Origin of the sequence: Rhodococcus wratislaviensis (assembly GCF_900455735.1) — a bacterium.
Taxonomy (GTDB): domain Bacteria; phylum Actinomycetota; class Actinomycetes; order Mycobacteriales; family Mycobacteriaceae; genus Rhodococcus_F; species Rhodococcus_F wratislaviensis.
The window spans coordinates 57,436-71,730 of record NZ_UAUI01000004.1 but is presented as its reverse complement, the minus strand read 5'-3'; the positions used below and the strand labels follow the sequence as shown (position 1 = coordinate 71,730).

Below are 14,295 nucleotides of genomic sequence, written 5' to 3'. Positions count from 1 at the left end.
GCCCCACGGCAATCGCCGTGGGGCCTCCTCGTGTCTACCAGCGGCAGTGACTAGATCTTGCGCATGACCGTGACGACCTTGCCCAGAATGACTGCGTCGTTGCCGGGGATCGGATCGAACAGGGGATTGTGCGGCATCAGCCACACCTCGCTGTCGGTGCGCTTGAACGTCTTGACGGTGGCTTCGCCGTCGATCATCGCTGCCACGATGTCTCCGTTCTCCGCCACGTTCTGCTGGCGGACCACCACCCAGTCGCCATCACAGATCGCGGCATCGATCATCGATTCGCCGACGACCTTCAGCAGGAACAGCGAGCCCTGGCCCACCAGTTCACGGGGGAGCGGGAAGATGTCCTCGACGGCTTCCTCGGCGAGGATCGGGCCACCGGCGGCGATCCGGCCGAGTACCGGGACGAACGTGGGTTCCGGCAGGGGTGCGCCGTCGGCACCGGACTTGACCGCAGCCAATCCGACGGCGGCGCTCGCGTTCGCCGCCGCTCCCGCCGCCACCTCGTCGAGACCGCGCACGTCCACGGCGCGCGGACGATTGGGATCCCGGCGGAGGAAGCCCTTCCGCTCCAGCGTGCGCAGCTGATGAGCGACCGAGGACGTCGAGGTGAGCCCCACGGCGTCGCCGATCTCGCGGATGCTCGGCGGATAACCGCGCTCGTTCACGGACGTGCGAATCACCTCGAGGACACGGCGCTGCCGGTCGGTCAACCCGGCGGCGGAGCCACCGCTCACACGTGGAGTCGAACCGTCGGTCGAGCTGTCGTCCTTCATGGCGAGGTGCCTCCGTCTGTATGTGGATCTTCTCGGTATGGGTCGCATGTGACTGCTGTGCCGCGTGACACGAATCTATCCCGCTTTCCTCGGAGTTTCAAACATCTGTTCGACACGTGTCGCGAGAAGTAGAGACTTTGTCGGAGTGCCGTGGTAGAAATCGAACATGTGTTCTTTCGAACGCGTGATCGAACGCCCGGCGGGATCGGACACCGACCGGGTCGGTAGCGGATACGACAACGGATCTGACAACGGACACGAGCAGCGGAGGTACCGATGAGCAACGCAGTTCTCCATCGGCAGGCAGTGCTGAACCAACAGGCAGTGCTGAACCGGCAGGCACTCGAACGGGGTGCCGTCCGTTCCGGGGCCGCGCGGTCGTACCGGACCGAGCCTCGCCGCAGGCGCACCGACGGCGAGCTGCGGCGCCCGTCGTCCGGTGCCGTCGCGTACCGGCCCACCCACACCGGTGTCTCCCGCGCCGATCACGTGCGCGGGGCGAACGAGGTCGGCTGGCGGATGGTGCTCGCGAGTGTCGTGATCACCGCGGGTGTGTTGTGCGGGCTCGTCGGGGTGGCTCAGCTGGCCACGACTGACGGTGTGAGCAACTCGGCGGCCACGGAGGTCGTGCAGGTGCAGCAGGGTGAGAGCCTGGCCGCGCTCGCGGCGCGGATCTCCCCGGAATTGCCGGTGGCACAGGTGGTCGAGCGGATCATGGAGCTGAACGCCATGTCCAATTCGGCGCTCCACCCGGGCCAGAGTCTGATCGTCCCGTCGTCCACTACCCGGTGACGGGGGTGGCTCTGCATGACTGTCCCATCACGCGGCCGAGTAGTCTCGGATGCTGTCAGTCCCACCACTTCGTGTGGTCGCGTCGAGATCGTGCATCCGCTGCGTGAATCCGTTTTCGTCGGTTCGCCATCGGGGGAGGCGAACAGTTGCGGCCACGACGGCTACGACGAAGGAATCGCCATGCACTGCCCGTTCTGCCGGCACCCCGATTCACGTGTGGTCGATTCGCGAGAAGCCGACGAAGGACAGGCCATCCGCCGCCGCCGTTCGTGCCCTGAGTGTGGTCGCCGATTCACCACCGTCGAGACCGCCGTGCTGTCGGTGGTCAAGCGCAGTGGTGTCACCGAACCGTTCAGCCGGGAGAAGGTGGTGCGGGGTGTTCGCCGCGCCTGCCAGGGCCGGCAGGTAGACAACGACGCATTGAATCTTCTTGCCCAGCAGGTCGAGGACGCGGTCCGGGCGTCGGGCTCCGCGGAGATCCCGAGCAACGAGGTGGGCCTCGCGATTCTCGGTCCACTCCGTGATCTCGACGAGGTGGCGTACCTGCGCTTCGCGTCCGTGTACCGGTCGTTCAGCTCTGCCGAGGACTTCGCCCGCGAGATCAAAGAGCTACGCGAACACCGCGAATCCCGCGACGACGCCTGAGCCGACGCCTCAGCGCACCTTCTCCATAGCGCTGAGCACGCGCTTCTCCGAGACCGGGATCGGTGTCCCGAGTGTTTGAGCGAACAGGCTGACGCGCAGTTCCTCGATCATCCAGTGGATGGCGTCGACCTCGGGTGAGTGCTGTCGTTCTTCCGGCAGGCCCGCGAGCATGCGTTCGTATCCGGCGTACACCCGGTCGAGGACGTCCATCCCCTTCTGATCGCGCGGTGCGCTCCCCGGAAGGGCTTCGAGACGTGCGGTCGCGGCGGCTATGTAGCGGGGCAGTTCGCGGAGGCGCGTGGCACCGATGTCGGCGACGAAACCGGGGAACAGCAGCGACTGCCGCTGTTCCCGCACGTCGTCGGCGGCCTCACCGGTGGCGCGTTCCAGTACGACGGCCAGCCGATGGTCCGCTTCGAGCACCGGCGACACCAGCCGCAAGAGAACCGCCACGTTCCGGGCCATCTCCGCGCGCGCCGTCGCCACGAGGGTGTCGAAGTCCTGCGGTGTGCGCACCGGCGTACCGTGTGCGGCGATCAACTGGTTCGCGGCGGCGTTGCGGCAGTCGTCGATGAGGGCGTCGAGGCTGCCGTCGGGGTTCTGCCCCAGTGCCAGTCGCTGTGCGTTGCTCAGACCGGACGTGACCGTCTTCGCCTGGGTGGGAACAGCGGCGAGGAGCAGCCGGCGCGTTCCGGCGCGCATCGCGGATCGTTGCTCCGCCGCGGTGCTGAGCACGCGGACGGCGACACCGTCACCCTCCGGGACCAGGGCGGGGTACCCGGTGACCTTCTGGCCGCCGAGTTCGCGTGTGACGGTGGCTTCGAGCGAACCGAGGGTGGCGGGGGTCCATGTGAGTGCGGGCGGTCGCTCCGAATTCGAGGCCGCCTTCGCCACTTCCACCTGGACGCGGGGAGCGAGCGACTTGCGCAGCGACACGAGGTCCTTGTCCCGGCCGAGGACGGCACCCTTCTCGTCCACGGCAACGAACGTCATGCGCAGATGGTCGGGGAGCGCGGTGACGTCGAAGTCCTTGGGATCGATGCGGCAGGCACCGAGCCGGGACAATTCGCGTGCCATCGCCGTGGTGAGTGGTTCGGAGCGGGGTTTCACGGCTGCCAGCGCGGCGGCCGCGAAGTCCGGTGCCGGAACCACCTGTCGGCGAAGGGTCTTCGGGAGCGTCTTGATCAGGGCGGTGACCAGTTCGACGCGCATGCCGGGGACCAGCCAGTCGAAGCCGACCGGGCGCAGACCTGCCAGCAGTGCGATCGGGATGCGGGCCGTGACGCCGTCGTCCTCGGTGCCGGGCTCGAACTGGTAGGTGAGCGGGAACTGCATGTCGCCCTGACGCCAGGCGTCGGGGTATTCGCCGCCGAGCACTGCGGCCGACTCGGCGTTGACGACGGTCGCCTGGGTGAATGTGAGCAGGTCGGGATTCTTCCGGCGGGCAACCTTCCACCAGGAGTCGAAATGCCGGGCGGAGACAGCCTCCGGGCCGACGCGCTGGTCGTAGAAGTCGTAGAGGGTGTCGTCGTCCACGAGGATGTCGCGCCTGCGGGCGCGATGCTCGAGTTCCTCGACATCTTCCAGGAGTGCGCGGTTGGCATGGAAGAACTTGTGCTGCGTCTGCCATTCGCCCTGCACCAGAGCGTGGCGCAGGAACAGGTCCCGGGACGTCTCGGGGTCGATGGTGCTGTAGGTGACCGCACGCCGGGCGACGAGCGGGATGCCGTACAGCGTCACGCGTTCGTACGCCATGGCGGCGCCGCGTTTCGACGACCAGTGCGGCTCGGAGTAGGTGCGTTTCACGAGGTGCGGCGCCAGTTTCTCCGCCCACTCGGGTTCGATTCTGGCCGACATCCGCGCCCACAGCCGGGACGTCTCGACCAGCTCGGCGGCCATGACCCATCGCGGGGGCTTCTTGAACAGGCTCGAGCCGGGGAAGATCGCGAATCGGCTTCCGCGGGCACCGAGGAAGTCTCGTTTGTCACCCTCGCGCAGTCCGATGTGCGACAGCAGTCCCGCGAGGAGGGACTGGTGGATCGCCGCCTCGCCGGCCGGGGTGCCGGTGGTGTCCCAGCCGAGCCCGCGGGTGATCTGCCGGAGCTGACCGTGCAGGTCCTGCCATTCGCGGATACGCAGCCAGTGCAGGAACTCGTTTCGGCACATCTTCCGGAACTGGTTGGACGACAATTCGTTCCGCTGCTCGCGCAGGTACTTCCACAGTTCGAGGAAGGCGAGGAAGTCGGAGTTCTCCACGGTGAACCGGGCGTGCTTCTCGTCTGCAGCCTGCTGGAATTCGGCGGGACGTTCCCGCACGTCCTGGATCGAGAGGGCGGAGACGATGACCAGCACCTCGGACAGGCAGCCGTTCCGGTGCGCCTCGACGAGCATCCGGGCCATGCGCGGATCGACGGGGATCTGCGCGAGTTCGCGTCCGACCGCGGTGAGGACGGGCTGCTCGTCCTGGGCTTTCCGTTCGATCGCTCCGAGTTCCTCGAGCAGGCCGATGCCGTCGCGGACGGCCCGCGGGTCGGGCGGCTGGACGAACGGGAACGCGGCGATGTCGCCGAGGCCGAGCGCCGTCATCTGCAGGATGACGGACGCGAGGTTGGTGCGCAGGATCTCCGGTTCGGTGAACGCGGGCCTGGCCTCGAAGTCCTCTTCCGAGTAGAGCCGGATGCAGATGCCTTCGGCCACACGGCCGCAACGCCCGGAACGCTGGCGGGCGGACGCCTGTGAGATCGGTTCGATCGGCAGGCGCTGCACCTTGGTGCGCACCGAGTAGCGGGAGATGCGGGCGGTTCCCGGGTCCACGACGTACCGGATGCCGGGCACGGTGAGCGACGTTTCCGCGACGTTCGTCGACAGCACGACCCTCCGCCCGCTGTGGGGCGTGAACACCTTGTGCTGTTCCGCCGCCGATAGCCGGGCGTACAGGGGCACGATCTCGGTGCCGCGCAGTCTGCGGTCGCGGAGCGCGTCGGCGGTGTCGCGGATCTCCCGTTCGCCGGAGAGGAAGACCAGGATGTCGCCGTCGCCCTCGCCGGACAGTTCCTCGACCGCCTCGCACACCGCGTCGACGGGGTCGCGGTCGAAGGTCTGGTCGCCCACTTCCACCGTGAGTGGGCGGTAACGCATCTCGACGGGGAATGTGCGCCCGGACACCTCGACGATCGGCGCGGGCACCCCGTCGGTGGCGAAGTGCTGCGCGAAGCGTTCCGGATCGATCGTGGCCGAGGTGATGATCACTTTCAGATCGGGCCGGCGGGGGAGGAGCTGCCGCAGGTATCCGAGGATGAAGTCGATGTTGAGGCTGCGTTCGTGGGCCTCGTCGATGATCAGCGTGTCGTACCGGCGCAGCATCCGGTCGCGCTGGATCTCGGCGAGCAGGATTCCGTCGGTCATCAGTTTCACCAGCGTGCCGTCCGACACCTGGTCGGTGAATCGCACGGTGTAGCCGACGGTCTCACCGAGTTCGCTGCGGAGTTCCTCGGCGATCCGTTCGGCGACGGTCCGCGCCGCGAGACGGCGGGGCTGGGTGTGTCCGATGAGTCCGCGGACGCCGCGGCCGAGTTCGAGGCAGATCTTCGGGATCTGCGTCGTCTTGCCGGATCCCGTCTCGCCGGCGACGATGACGACCTGGTTCTCGGCGATCGCCTTCGCGATGTCGTCGCGGCGCTGGCTGACCGGCAGCGAGTCGGGGTAGTCGATGACGGGGACGCTGTCGAGTCTTCGTGCGATGCGTCCGCGTGCGGATGCGATCTCGTCGGACAGGGACGCGAGCGCTTCGGGTGTGCGCGCACGGTCGAGTCGCCGGCGGAGCCGGTGTTCGTCGCGCAGAGTGAGTTCGCCGAGGCTGTTCTTCAGTTCCCGCCGGCTGGGTGCTGTGGTGGACATGCTGGACCCCAGCCTAGCCAACCCGGCGGAACACCTGTGCCGCGCCCGCCCGTGTGCGAATATCGGCGGATGGACGCTGCCGTCGTCACGGACCTGCGAGGTCAGAGGATCGTTCGGGTTCTGCGGGCGGTCTTCGCCGTCTACGGCCTGATCGCGTTGCTGTGGATTCCCCTCCGCAACCTCGCTAGCGACGACTTCTCATCGGCCAACTACCTCAGCTATTTCACCATCGAAAGCAACATCCTCGCCGTCGTCGTCCTGCTCGTCGGCGCGCTCCGGGATCCGCAGTCGCGGGGCTGGCAGCTGTTCCGGGGCGCAACGACGCTGTACATGGTGATCACCGGAATCGTGTACGCGGTGCTGCTGGCGAACATCGACGTCATGCTGCAGGACGGCTGGATCAACACGGCTCTGCACCGCCTGCTGCCGCTCGTGCTGCTGCTCGACTGGGTGCTCGCCCCGTCCCGGGTACGGATCTCCGAGGTGCAGAGCCTCAGCTGGCTGGTGTTCCCGGCCGTCTACGGCGCCTATTCCCTGATACGAGGTCCGATCGTCGACTGGTACCCGTATCCGTTCCTGGACCCCCGGCAGCAGGGGTACCTTCAGCTCGCCGTCACAGCGGTCGTGTTGTTGCTGGCGATGGCGTTGATGGCCCTCGCCGTGAACGCGGTGGGACGTCTCGGTGCGCGCCGGCGGTTCGGCCAGGACCGGTAGCGGCGAAGCTGCGCGCAGACGATTCGCGCGCCGCGCTATCCTCCACACGACAGGCGTCCGCGCGATCATCCGTGACTTCGGCAACGGCTGGGAGACTATGTTCGACGAGTTCGCAGGCGAGACCTTCGACCTGCTCGGCCGCGACCGCGGCAGTGTCGTGGCCGCCGACGACGGTGTGCCGCTCGCGGTGCGCGAGGTGGGTCCGGCGTTCGCCCCCTTGACGGTGGTGTTCGTCCACGGCTTCTGCAACCGGATGACCGGCTGGCACTTCCAGCGGGTTCAGCTCGAGGAGGCGTGGGGCTCGACGATCCGCATGGTGTTCTTCGATCTGCGGGGGCACGGCGACTCCGGGGTGCCGCGGCGCGCCACCTGCACCATTCCGCATCTCGCGCAGGACGTCGACGCCGTGATCCGTGCGCTCGTGCCGGAGGGGCCGATCGTGCTGGTCGGCCATTCGATGGGCGGTATGGCGGTCCTGTCGTACGTCGGACAGCATCCCGATCTGATCGGTTCCCGCGTCGTCGGGGTGGGTCTGATCGCCACCGCTGCGGAGAAGCTGGGTGACGTGGGGCTCGCGCGGACCCTCAACACGCCGGTCGTCGCCGGATTCAGCACCGCGGCCCGGCACCTGCCCCGGGTGGTCCAGAGCGGTCGCGGCGCGAGCAAGAGGGTGCTGGCGCCGATCCTGAGGTCTGCGTCGTTCGGTGATCGCAGCATCAGCCCGGCAATCATGTGGCACTCCGAGCAGATGATCAACGACACGTCCCTCAAGACGCTCGTCGACTTCCTGCCGTCGTTCAAGAATCACGACGAGACGGCGGCGGTGCCGTTGCTCGCCCCCATCGAGACGCTGGTGGTGTGCGGCGATCGCGATCTCCTGACCCCGTTCCGGTATTCGAAGTCGATCGCCGGGCATCTGCCCGACGCGGAACTGGTGAAGGTTCCGGGTGCGGGGCACATGGTGCAGTTGGAGCGCGCTGAGCTCGTCTCGGACGCGATCGATCGTCTCCTGACCCGTTCGGTCGAGACTCTTCCCACGCCGAGTGCCTGGAGCGAGTGGGTCCGGGTGGCGACGGATTACGCGGACCACGCACGGCACTGGGTCGCGCACGGCGGGCCCGCCGCCTGGTGGCGAGGGCTACGTGGCCGTCCCGTCGTCGGCCCCACGTTCCGGTAGCACGCAGAATTCGTTGCCCTCGGGGTCTGCGAGGACCACCCAGGGAACGTTCGGGTCGTCGCTCAGCAGGCGTGCGCCGAGCGAGAGGAGTCGCCGGACCTCCTCGTCGCGGGATCCGGACGACGGCGCGATGTCGAGGTGCAGGCGGTTCTTCCCGGGCTTCGGGTCGTCGACGGGCTGGAACACCAGTGACGGGGACCCCGGTGCCTTCGATTCGACGTACTCGAGCCCGTACGAGTCCTTCCATCGGCCGGTCGACGGGTAGCCCAGGGCGTCGCACCAGAATCGTGCCAGTGATTCGGCGTCACGGCAGTCGACGGCGATGGCGATGATTCGGCTGGTCATGGGTTGCGGATACCCGCGCGACGGTGGTCGCACACTGTCCCGGGGACGGCTCGGGCGCGCCTCCGTGACGTCTCTGTAAACGGCAAACGCGCGACAACACGTGCCACTCGGGCCACAATGAGTGAACGCGAAACCGGCCCGAGGAGACGGGATCACATGGCATCTGCGCATTCGTCAGCCGAGCAGGAAACCCTCCCACCAGGTGTTCTCCGTCGCGCGATCGCGGCGTCGGCGATGGGTAACGCCACCGAATGGTTCGACTACGGTGTCTACGCGTTCACCGTGTCGTACATCTCGGCCGCGTTCTTCCCCGGCGACACCGGTTCGGCCACCCTGTACGCCCTGCTCGTGTTCGCGGTGTCGTTCGTCGTGCGCCCGCTCGGCGGCCTCGTGTGGGGTCCGCTGGGTGACCGGCTCGGACGCCGCCAGGTTCTGGCCTTGACGATCATCCTGATGGCGGGTGCGACGTTCTGCGTGGGCCTCGTGCCGGGATACGACGTCATCGGTTTCTGGGCGCCCCTGCTGCTGGTGCTGCTGCGCATGATCCAGGGCTTCTCGACCGGCGGCGAATACGGCGGCGCGGCAACGTTCATGGCCGAGTACTCGCCGGACCGCAAGCGCGGGTTCTGCGGAAGTTTCCTCGAGTTCGGCACCCTCGGCGGGTACGCGCTGGGTGCGATCGTGGTCCTGGCGGTGGAGTTGTTCTCCAGCGATCCGTTCATGTCGACCTGGGGCTGGCGTATCCCGTTCCTGATCGCCGGACCGATGGGTCTGATCGGCCTCTACCTGCGGACCAAGCTCGAGGAGACACCCGTGTTCCGGGAACTGGACGCGGAGGGCGAGGTGGAGTCGACACCGACCCACGAGTTCAAGGATCTGGTGACCGAGTACTGGAAGCCGTTGCTGCTGCTCGGTGGCCTCGTCATCGCGTTGAACGTCACCAATTACACCCTGCTCAGTTACATGCCGACCTATCTGGAGACGCAGATCGGCCTGACGTCCACCGCGTCGCTGTCCCTGTTCATCGTCGGGCAGCTCGTGATGATGGCGGTCATTCCGTTCGCCGGCGGGTTGTCGGACCGGGTGGGCCGAAAACCGTTGTGGTACGGCTCGCTCGTGGGATTGATCGTGCTCGCCGTCCCGATGTATCTGCTGATGCGGCAGGGGTTCGGATGGGCGATCCTCGCGTTCGCGGTGCTCGGGTTGCTGTACGTCCTGCAGCTGTCCACGATTTCGGCGACGTTCCCGGCGATGTTCCCGACACACGTGCGGTTCGCGGGTTTCGCCATCGCCTACAACGTGTCGACGTCGCTGTTCGGTGGTACGGCCCCCGCGGTCAACGAACTGCTCATCGAATGGACCGGCAACACACTGATGCCGGCGTTCTACATGATGGCCGCGTGCGGGATCGGCCTCGTCGCGCTGTACTTCGTGGCCGAGACGGCGGGCGCGTCCATCCGCGGTCGCGGGATTCCGGGAATCGACACGGAGCCGCACCCCACCGCCCTGGCGGAGAAGTGACGCGTGTGGGTGGGACCCGGCCGCCTACCGGGGCGTGCCGAAGCCCCGACGTGCCGCCGTCGCGCCGGCGACTGTGGTGGTAGCGATGGTGACCAGCGCGCCGAGGATCAGAGCCGACGGTTCGCCGGGGCCCAGGAGATGCGATTGCGCACCGATCGCTGCCGCGGCCACGGGCACGCCGAGTTGAGCGGCGGCCAACGCGCCGAGGGGCAGCGGCACACCGACCAGCCATGTCAGGCAGTGGACGAGAACGGCAGCGAAGCCGAGTGCAACGCCGAGCAGTATCAGGGAGGGATCCGCCCCGAGGTCCCGGACATTCAACGATGCGCCGAGCCAGACGAAGAACAACGGCCCGAAGAATCCCTCGGTGATCGAGAACAGCTGCTTGGCCAGGCGTCGCGGCTCACCCACCGCCGCGATCACCAGTCCGAGTGCGAAACCGGCGAGCATGATCGACACGTGGGAATGGACGGCCAACGCCGCCAGGAGGAACAGGACCCCGAGATTGATCCGCAGTTCCAGTGCGAAGCCGCGTTCCTTGGACTCCTGGTGCAGATTGTGAAGCCAGCCGCGGCTGTCACTCGCACGGAGGACCGCGTAGAAGACGGCGGTCGCTGCCGCCACGGCCACCGCGCCTGCTGCGGCGCGTGGGGCCTGCGCCGGATCGATCACGAGCGGCAGGGCGACGATGCACGCGATGTCGGCCACCGCGACCTGGGCTGTCGTCTGCACGATCGGTGTGCCCTCGAGCCCGAGCGAGTCGATCAGGGGTAGGACGAGCGCTGCGGACGACGACGCGATGAGGACCGCGTACAGAGCGGCGTGGCCGGTACCGAATGCCTGAGCGATCCCGAACCCTGCCGGAGTGGCACCGACACCGACGAGAACGGCCCGAACCATGCCTTTCGCCAGCGCAGGCCGGATGCGTGCGTCCCGGATCGGCACATGTGTGCCGGCCACGAACATGACCAGCGCGAAGCCGATGTCCGCGAGGAACGTGAAGGTGGGATCGCCGGGATCGAGCGCGCGCACACCCGTGGAGCCGAGAAGGATTCCGGCCAGCAACTCGCCGAGCACGACCGGCAGATGCCAGGTCCGGCGACTCGCAAGCAAGGGTCCGGCCAGGGCTGCGGCCGAGATCAGCGCGAGTACCTCGAAGGACATGCGTATGTCAGTTCGGTGCAGTCGAGCTCGACGACCGGCACGGGGTCTTCCTGTTCTCGCGACATCGCACTCCGGGCATGCAGAGATTGTGCCTGCCGAAGCCCTCGGACCGACTCCGATCGAGGCAACGAGGTCGGGCCGACGCAGACGCGGGGGACTGTGGAGTCGGGCGCCGGGATCCGCAGGCCACATGGCATAGTCGGCTCGGGGTGGATTTCACGAAGGGATGAGCATGGCGTCGGCACTGTGGCACGGATTCGCGGACATGGGCGCGGTGGAACAGAAGGGCGCCTTCGTGGTGTCCCGCGGCGAGGGCGCCTACATCTGGGACGATCGCGGCAACCGGTACCTCGATGCGACGGCCGGTCTGTGGTTCACCAACGTGGGGCACGGCCGTGCGGACATCGCGGACGCCGTCGCGCAGCAGTTGCGCACCGTGGCCCATTTCTCGAACTTCGGTGACTTCGTTCCCGAGACCACCGCGGCCCTGGCCGATCGTCTCGCGACCATCGCGCCGGTGCCCGGCAGCAAGATCTTCTTCACGTCCGGTGGCTCGGATTCCGTGGACACGGCGGCCAAGCTCGCCCGCCGCTACTGGCACGAGATGGGCAAGCCGTCCAAGACGATCGTCGTCGGCCGCCAGAAGGCCTATCACGGGATGCACGTTGCGGGCACCGCGCTGGCGGGAATTCCCGCCAACCGCGAGGGATACGGCGAGTTGATGGCCGACGCCGCCACGGTCGCCTGGAACGACGCCAAGAGCCTGCTCGAACTGATCGAGAAGATCGGCGCCGACACGATCGCCGCGTTCTTCTGCGAGCCCGTCATCGGTGCGGGCGGCGTCTACCTGCCGCCGGAGGGCTACCTCGCGGAGGTCCGCGACATCTGCCGCGAGCACGACATCCTGTTCGTCGTCGACGAAGTGGTCACGGGATTCGGCCGCATCGGCGGCGACTGGTTCGCGTCGACGCGATTCGACCTCCAGCCCGACATGATGACGACGGCGAAGGGCCTCACCTCCGGGTACGTCCCGATGGGTGCGGTGTTCATCGCCCCGCGCGTGGCCGAGCCGTTCTTCGCCGGCGGGGTCTGGTGGCGGCACGGGTACACCTACGGTGGGCACGCGGGTGCCGCCGCGGCGGCTCTCGCCAACCTCGACATCATCGAGCGCGAGAACCTGCTGGCGGAGTCCAAGCGACTGGAGTCGTCATTGCACGAGTACCTCGCGCCCCTCGCCGACCATCCGCGAGTCGAGGAAGTGCGCAGCGGTCTCGGTGCGGTTGCGGCCGTGCAACTGGCCGATCCGGCGGAAGCGCTCCCGTTCGTGAACACGTTGCGTGAACACGGGATCTCGGGGCGCGCCGCCGGTCAGGGCGCCATGCAGATCTCGCCGGCGTTCGTGATGACGGACGAGCAGGTCGCTCAGCTCGCGGACGGGATCCGCCGGGCCCTGGGCTGATCGGTTCCGGTGCCCCGCCTGCGAAAGCGGCGCAGGGCACCGGTGACCCGGTCCCGCCACGTGGGCGGGGTCAGGTCGATCTCCTTCTGCCCGTCGTGCGCCGCGTACGCACGGGTGTAGCGCTCGTGGAGGCGCGCCCGAACCTCGTCGGGCGTGTACGCCTTGCGTTGTCGATCCGCTCGCACCGCGACGACCCCGGTCGCGGCGACACCCACCACACCGGCGAGTCCGAGAAGTTTCCACCATTGCCTGCCACGCGGTCGCATCCTTCTAGGCTAGGGCCCATGGACGCGCCACGGCACACGGACGCACGACGACACGGCTCCACCATCGACCTCGACACCGCGGTCGAGGTCACCCGCACCGGCGACATCTGGATCTTCCGCGGAGAGTCCCCGGCCGACAGGGCCATTCAGACGCTGACGAACAGTCCGGTCAACCACGTCGGCATGTCGGTGGTCCTCGAGGACCTACCGCCGCTGATGTGGCACGCCGAGCTCGGACATTCGCTGCAGGACATGTGGACGGGGCGCTTCCAGCGCGGTGTGCAACTCCACGACCTGCGCGCCGCGGTCCAGGTGTGGGGTGCGCGGTACGGGCAGCGGGGATGGCTGCGCCAACTCGCCGACCCCGCGACGTCGCAGCAGGAGGACGCGTTGCTGCGGACGATCGCACGGCTGGACGGAACCCCGTTCCCGTCCACCGCGAAACTCGCGTCACGATGGTTCGGTGGGCGCCTGCCCGGGACGGGGCGCAGGCAGGAGAAGTCGGGCGGCAGCCTCGAAAGTGCCTATTGCGCCGAGGTGGTCGCGCAGACGTACGAGGAGATGGGGCTGATCAGCGGGCGCAGGCGCACCAACTGGTACGACCCCGGCAAGTTCTGGAGCGGCGACAGGCTCCCCCTCGCTCCCGGGGTGACGCTGGGCCGGGAGATCCAGGTGACTCTGGGCGAAGCCGACCTCACCGCGGGGCGAGGCCGGCGGCCGCCGTCAGAGGGTGCGTGACTTCTCGGGGTGGACTCGTCCGCCGACCTCGATCCACCCGGCCGGATCGTAGGTGGTGCGCAGCACGGATCCCTTGCCCTGCGTGATCAGGAGGGCGTGCCGGAGGTGCGCCGTGATCCGGACGGCCGCCGCTCCAGTGGCCTCGTCCTCGGTGATGCCCATGTCCGGGGCGAACATTCGCGACCGGATCGAGTGCTCGACCTTGTCTGTCCAGGCCCACAGATAATGGTGTCCGGCACCGAACTTCTTCGGGTCCGCCGACTGCACCTCGCGCACGCTGTTCATGGGGTACAGCGAGAACTCGGGTGCCCACTCCGGCCGGGCCCGCACCCAGGTGATGGCGCCGGAACGGCGGGTGGCGACGGGGCCCGCGGGCACGTCGAGTGTGGTGACCGCGGCGCCGCGCTCGTGCAGCCACCAGGACAGCCCGACCGTGGGATGTCCGGCGAAGGGCAGTTCGGTGGTGGGGGTGAAGATCTGGGCGCGCGCGTGCTCGTCACCGGGTCCGGGGATGTCGACGAAGATCGTCTCGCTGTATCCGAGTGCGGCGGCGACGGACTGCCGGTCCTCGGGCGCGACGGCCGAGGAGTCGACGATGCCGAGCGGATTGCCGTGGCGTCCTTTGTCGTCGGTGAACACCCGGACGACGTCTACGTGGATGGGCATTGACGCACCCTATCGCTCGTCGACCTCGAGACAGTGCCTCGACCGTGGGAGACGTCGCGACCGGCGCCTCGACTGGTGTGATTCCCCGTGCACGAACCCCGGGGTAAAAGGTGGAGGCGATGGATGGCG

Annotated in this window: 13 protein-coding genes; 7 read left to right on the top strand and 6 right to left on the bottom strand. The window is 67.9% G+C overall.

Annotation, left to right across the window (positions count from 1 at the left end; genetic code table 11):
- Positions 1-50: 50 nt before the first annotated feature.
- The gene (gene lexA, locus DTA22_RS08570) at positions 51-782 is read right to left on the bottom strand and encodes a transcriptional repressor LexA (RefSeq protein ID WP_037232466.1); all 732 of its coding nucleotides are present in this window, start codon (positions 780-782) and stop codon (positions 51-53) included.
- 276 nt (positions 783-1,058) lie between these two features.
- On the opposite strand from lexA, the gene DTA22_RS08565 reads away from it, so the two are divergent.
- Together DTA22_RS08565 and nrdR are read left to right on the top strand one after the other, a co-directional pair.
- Positions 1,059-1,574, top strand: a complete 516-nt coding sequence (locus tag DTA22_RS08565; protein ID WP_112299187.1) for a LysM peptidoglycan-binding domain-containing protein — start codon at positions 1,059-1,061, stop codon at positions 1,572-1,574.
- A gap of 180 nt (positions 1,575-1,754) precedes the next feature.
- The gene (nrdR, locus tag DTA22_RS08560) at positions 1,755-2,219 is read left to right on the top strand and encodes a transcriptional regulator NrdR (RefSeq protein ID WP_015890458.1); all 465 of its coding nucleotides are present in this window, start codon (positions 1,755-1,757) and stop codon (positions 2,217-2,219) included.
- A gap of 9 nt (positions 2,220-2,228) precedes the next feature.
- On the opposite strand, the gene hrpA is transcribed toward nrdR, so the two are convergent.
- Positions 2,229-6,116, bottom strand: coding sequence for an ATP-dependent RNA helicase HrpA (gene hrpA, locus DTA22_RS08555; RefSeq protein WP_112299186.1), 3,888 nt, complete (start codon positions 6,114-6,116; stop codon positions 2,229-2,231).
- Positions 6,117-6,185: 69 nt separating this feature from the next.
- Between hrpA and DTA22_RS08550 the strand changes: the two genes are divergently transcribed.
- Positions 6,186-6,830: a Pr6Pr family membrane protein gene (locus DTA22_RS08550; protein WP_112299185.1), complete on the top strand. Its 645-nt coding sequence runs from the start codon at positions 6,186-6,188 to the stop codon at positions 6,828-6,830.
- A 97-nt stretch (positions 6,831-6,927) separates the two neighbouring features.
- Positions 6,928-8,007 carry an alpha/beta fold hydrolase gene (locus DTA22_RS08545; protein ID WP_112299265.1) on the top strand — a complete coding sequence of 360 codons (1,080 nt, stop codon included), beginning with the start codon at positions 6,928-6,930 and terminating at the stop codon, positions 8,005-8,007.
- On the opposite strand, the gene DTA22_RS08540 is transcribed toward DTA22_RS08545, so the two are convergent.
- Complete coding sequence (locus tag DTA22_RS08540; RefSeq protein ID WP_112299184.1) at positions 7,969-8,352, bottom strand: VOC family protein; 384 nt, start codon at positions 8,350-8,352, stop codon at positions 7,969-7,971. The two genes, DTA22_RS08545 and DTA22_RS08540, sit on opposite strands and share 39 nt — an antisense overlap.
- Before the next feature lie 156 nt (positions 8,353-8,508).
- Between DTA22_RS08540 and DTA22_RS08535 the strand changes: the two genes are divergently transcribed.
- Positions 8,509-9,873 (top strand): MFS transporter, encoded by a 1,365-nt coding sequence (locus DTA22_RS08535; protein WP_112299183.1) that lies wholly within the window; start codon positions 8,509-8,511, stop codon positions 9,871-9,873.
- A 24-nt stretch (positions 9,874-9,897) separates the two neighbouring features.
- On the opposite strand, the gene DTA22_RS08530 is transcribed toward DTA22_RS08535, so the two are convergent.
- Entirely contained in the window at positions 9,898-11,037 is a 1,140-nt protein-coding gene (locus DTA22_RS08530) for a cation:proton antiporter (RefSeq protein ID WP_112299182.1), read from the bottom strand.
- Between the two features lie 226 nt (positions 11,038-11,263).
- Here DTA22_RS08530 and DTA22_RS08525 point away from each other — a divergent pair, with 226 nt between their 5' ends.
- Entirely contained in the window at positions 11,264-12,496 is a 1,233-nt protein-coding gene (locus tag DTA22_RS08525) for an aminotransferase family protein (protein ID WP_112299181.1), read from the top strand.
- Here DTA22_RS08525 and DTA22_RS08520 read toward each other — a convergent pair.
- Complete coding sequence (locus DTA22_RS08520; RefSeq protein ID WP_081792385.1) at positions 12,460-12,714, bottom strand: hypothetical protein; 255 nt, start codon at positions 12,712-12,714, stop codon at positions 12,460-12,462. The two genes, DTA22_RS08525 and DTA22_RS08520, sit on opposite strands and share 37 nt — an antisense overlap.
- 66 nt (positions 12,715-12,780) lie before the next feature.
- On the opposite strand from DTA22_RS08520, the gene DTA22_RS08515 reads away from it, so the two are divergent.
- The gene (locus tag DTA22_RS08515; RefSeq protein ID WP_037232444.1) at positions 12,781-13,500 is read left to right on the top strand and encodes a hypothetical protein; all 720 of its coding nucleotides are present in this window, start codon (positions 12,781-12,783) and stop codon (positions 13,498-13,500) included.
- On the opposite strand, the gene DTA22_RS08510 is transcribed toward DTA22_RS08515, so the two are convergent.
- Positions 13,486-14,166, bottom strand: coding sequence for a PhzF family phenazine biosynthesis protein (locus DTA22_RS08510; protein ID WP_037232441.1), 681 nt, complete (start codon positions 14,164-14,166; stop codon positions 13,486-13,488). The genes DTA22_RS08515 and DTA22_RS08510 overlap by 15 nt on opposite strands.
- Positions 14,167-14,295 lie beyond the last annotated feature (129 nt).

What these genes read in the sequence shown, in the direction of transcription:
- nrdR (WP_015890458.1), top strand. Translation starts at nt 1,755, where the DNA reads ATGCACTGCCCGTTCTGCCGGCACCCCGATTCACGTGTGGTCGATTCG.
- DTA22_RS08525 (WP_112299181.1), top strand. Translation starts at nt 11,264, where the DNA reads ATGAGCATGGCGTCGGCACTGTGGCACGGATTCGCGGACATGGGCGCG.
- DTA22_RS08540 (WP_112299184.1), bottom strand. Translation starts at nt 8,352, where the DNA reads ATGACCAGCCGAATCATCGCCATCGCCGTCGACTGCCGTGACGCCGAA.
- hrpA (WP_112299186.1), bottom strand. Translation starts at nt 6,116, where the DNA reads ATGTCCACCACAGCACCCAGCCGGCGGGAACTGAAGAACAGCCTCGGC.
- DTA22_RS08535 (WP_112299183.1), top strand. Translation starts at nt 8,509, where the DNA reads ATGGCATCTGCGCATTCGTCAGCCGAGCAGGAAACCCTCCCACCAGGT.
- DTA22_RS08545 (WP_112299265.1), top strand. Translation starts at nt 6,928, where the DNA reads ATGTTCGACGAGTTCGCAGGCGAGACCTTCGACCTGCTCGGCCGCGAC.
- DTA22_RS08530 (WP_112299182.1), bottom strand. Translation starts at nt 11,037, where the DNA reads ATGTCCTTCGAGGTACTCGCGCTGATCTCGGCCGCAGCCCTGGCCGGA.
- DTA22_RS08510 (WP_037232441.1), bottom strand. Translation starts at nt 14,166, where the DNA reads ATGCCCATCCACGTAGACGTCGTCCGGGTGTTCACCGACGACAAAGGA.
- DTA22_RS08550 (WP_112299185.1), top strand. Translation starts at nt 6,186, where the DNA reads ATGGACGCTGCCGTCGTCACGGACCTGCGAGGTCAGAGGATCGTTCGG.
- lexA (WP_037232466.1), bottom strand. Translation starts at nt 782, where the DNA reads ATGAAGGACGACAGCTCGACCGACGGTTCGACTCCACGTGTGAGCGGT.
- DTA22_RS08565 (WP_112299187.1), top strand. Translation starts at nt 1,059, where the DNA reads ATGAGCAACGCAGTTCTCCATCGGCAGGCAGTGCTGAACCAACAGGCA.
- DTA22_RS08515 (WP_037232444.1), top strand. Translation starts at nt 12,781, where the DNA reads ATGGACGCGCCACGGCACACGGACGCACGACGACACGGCTCCACCATC.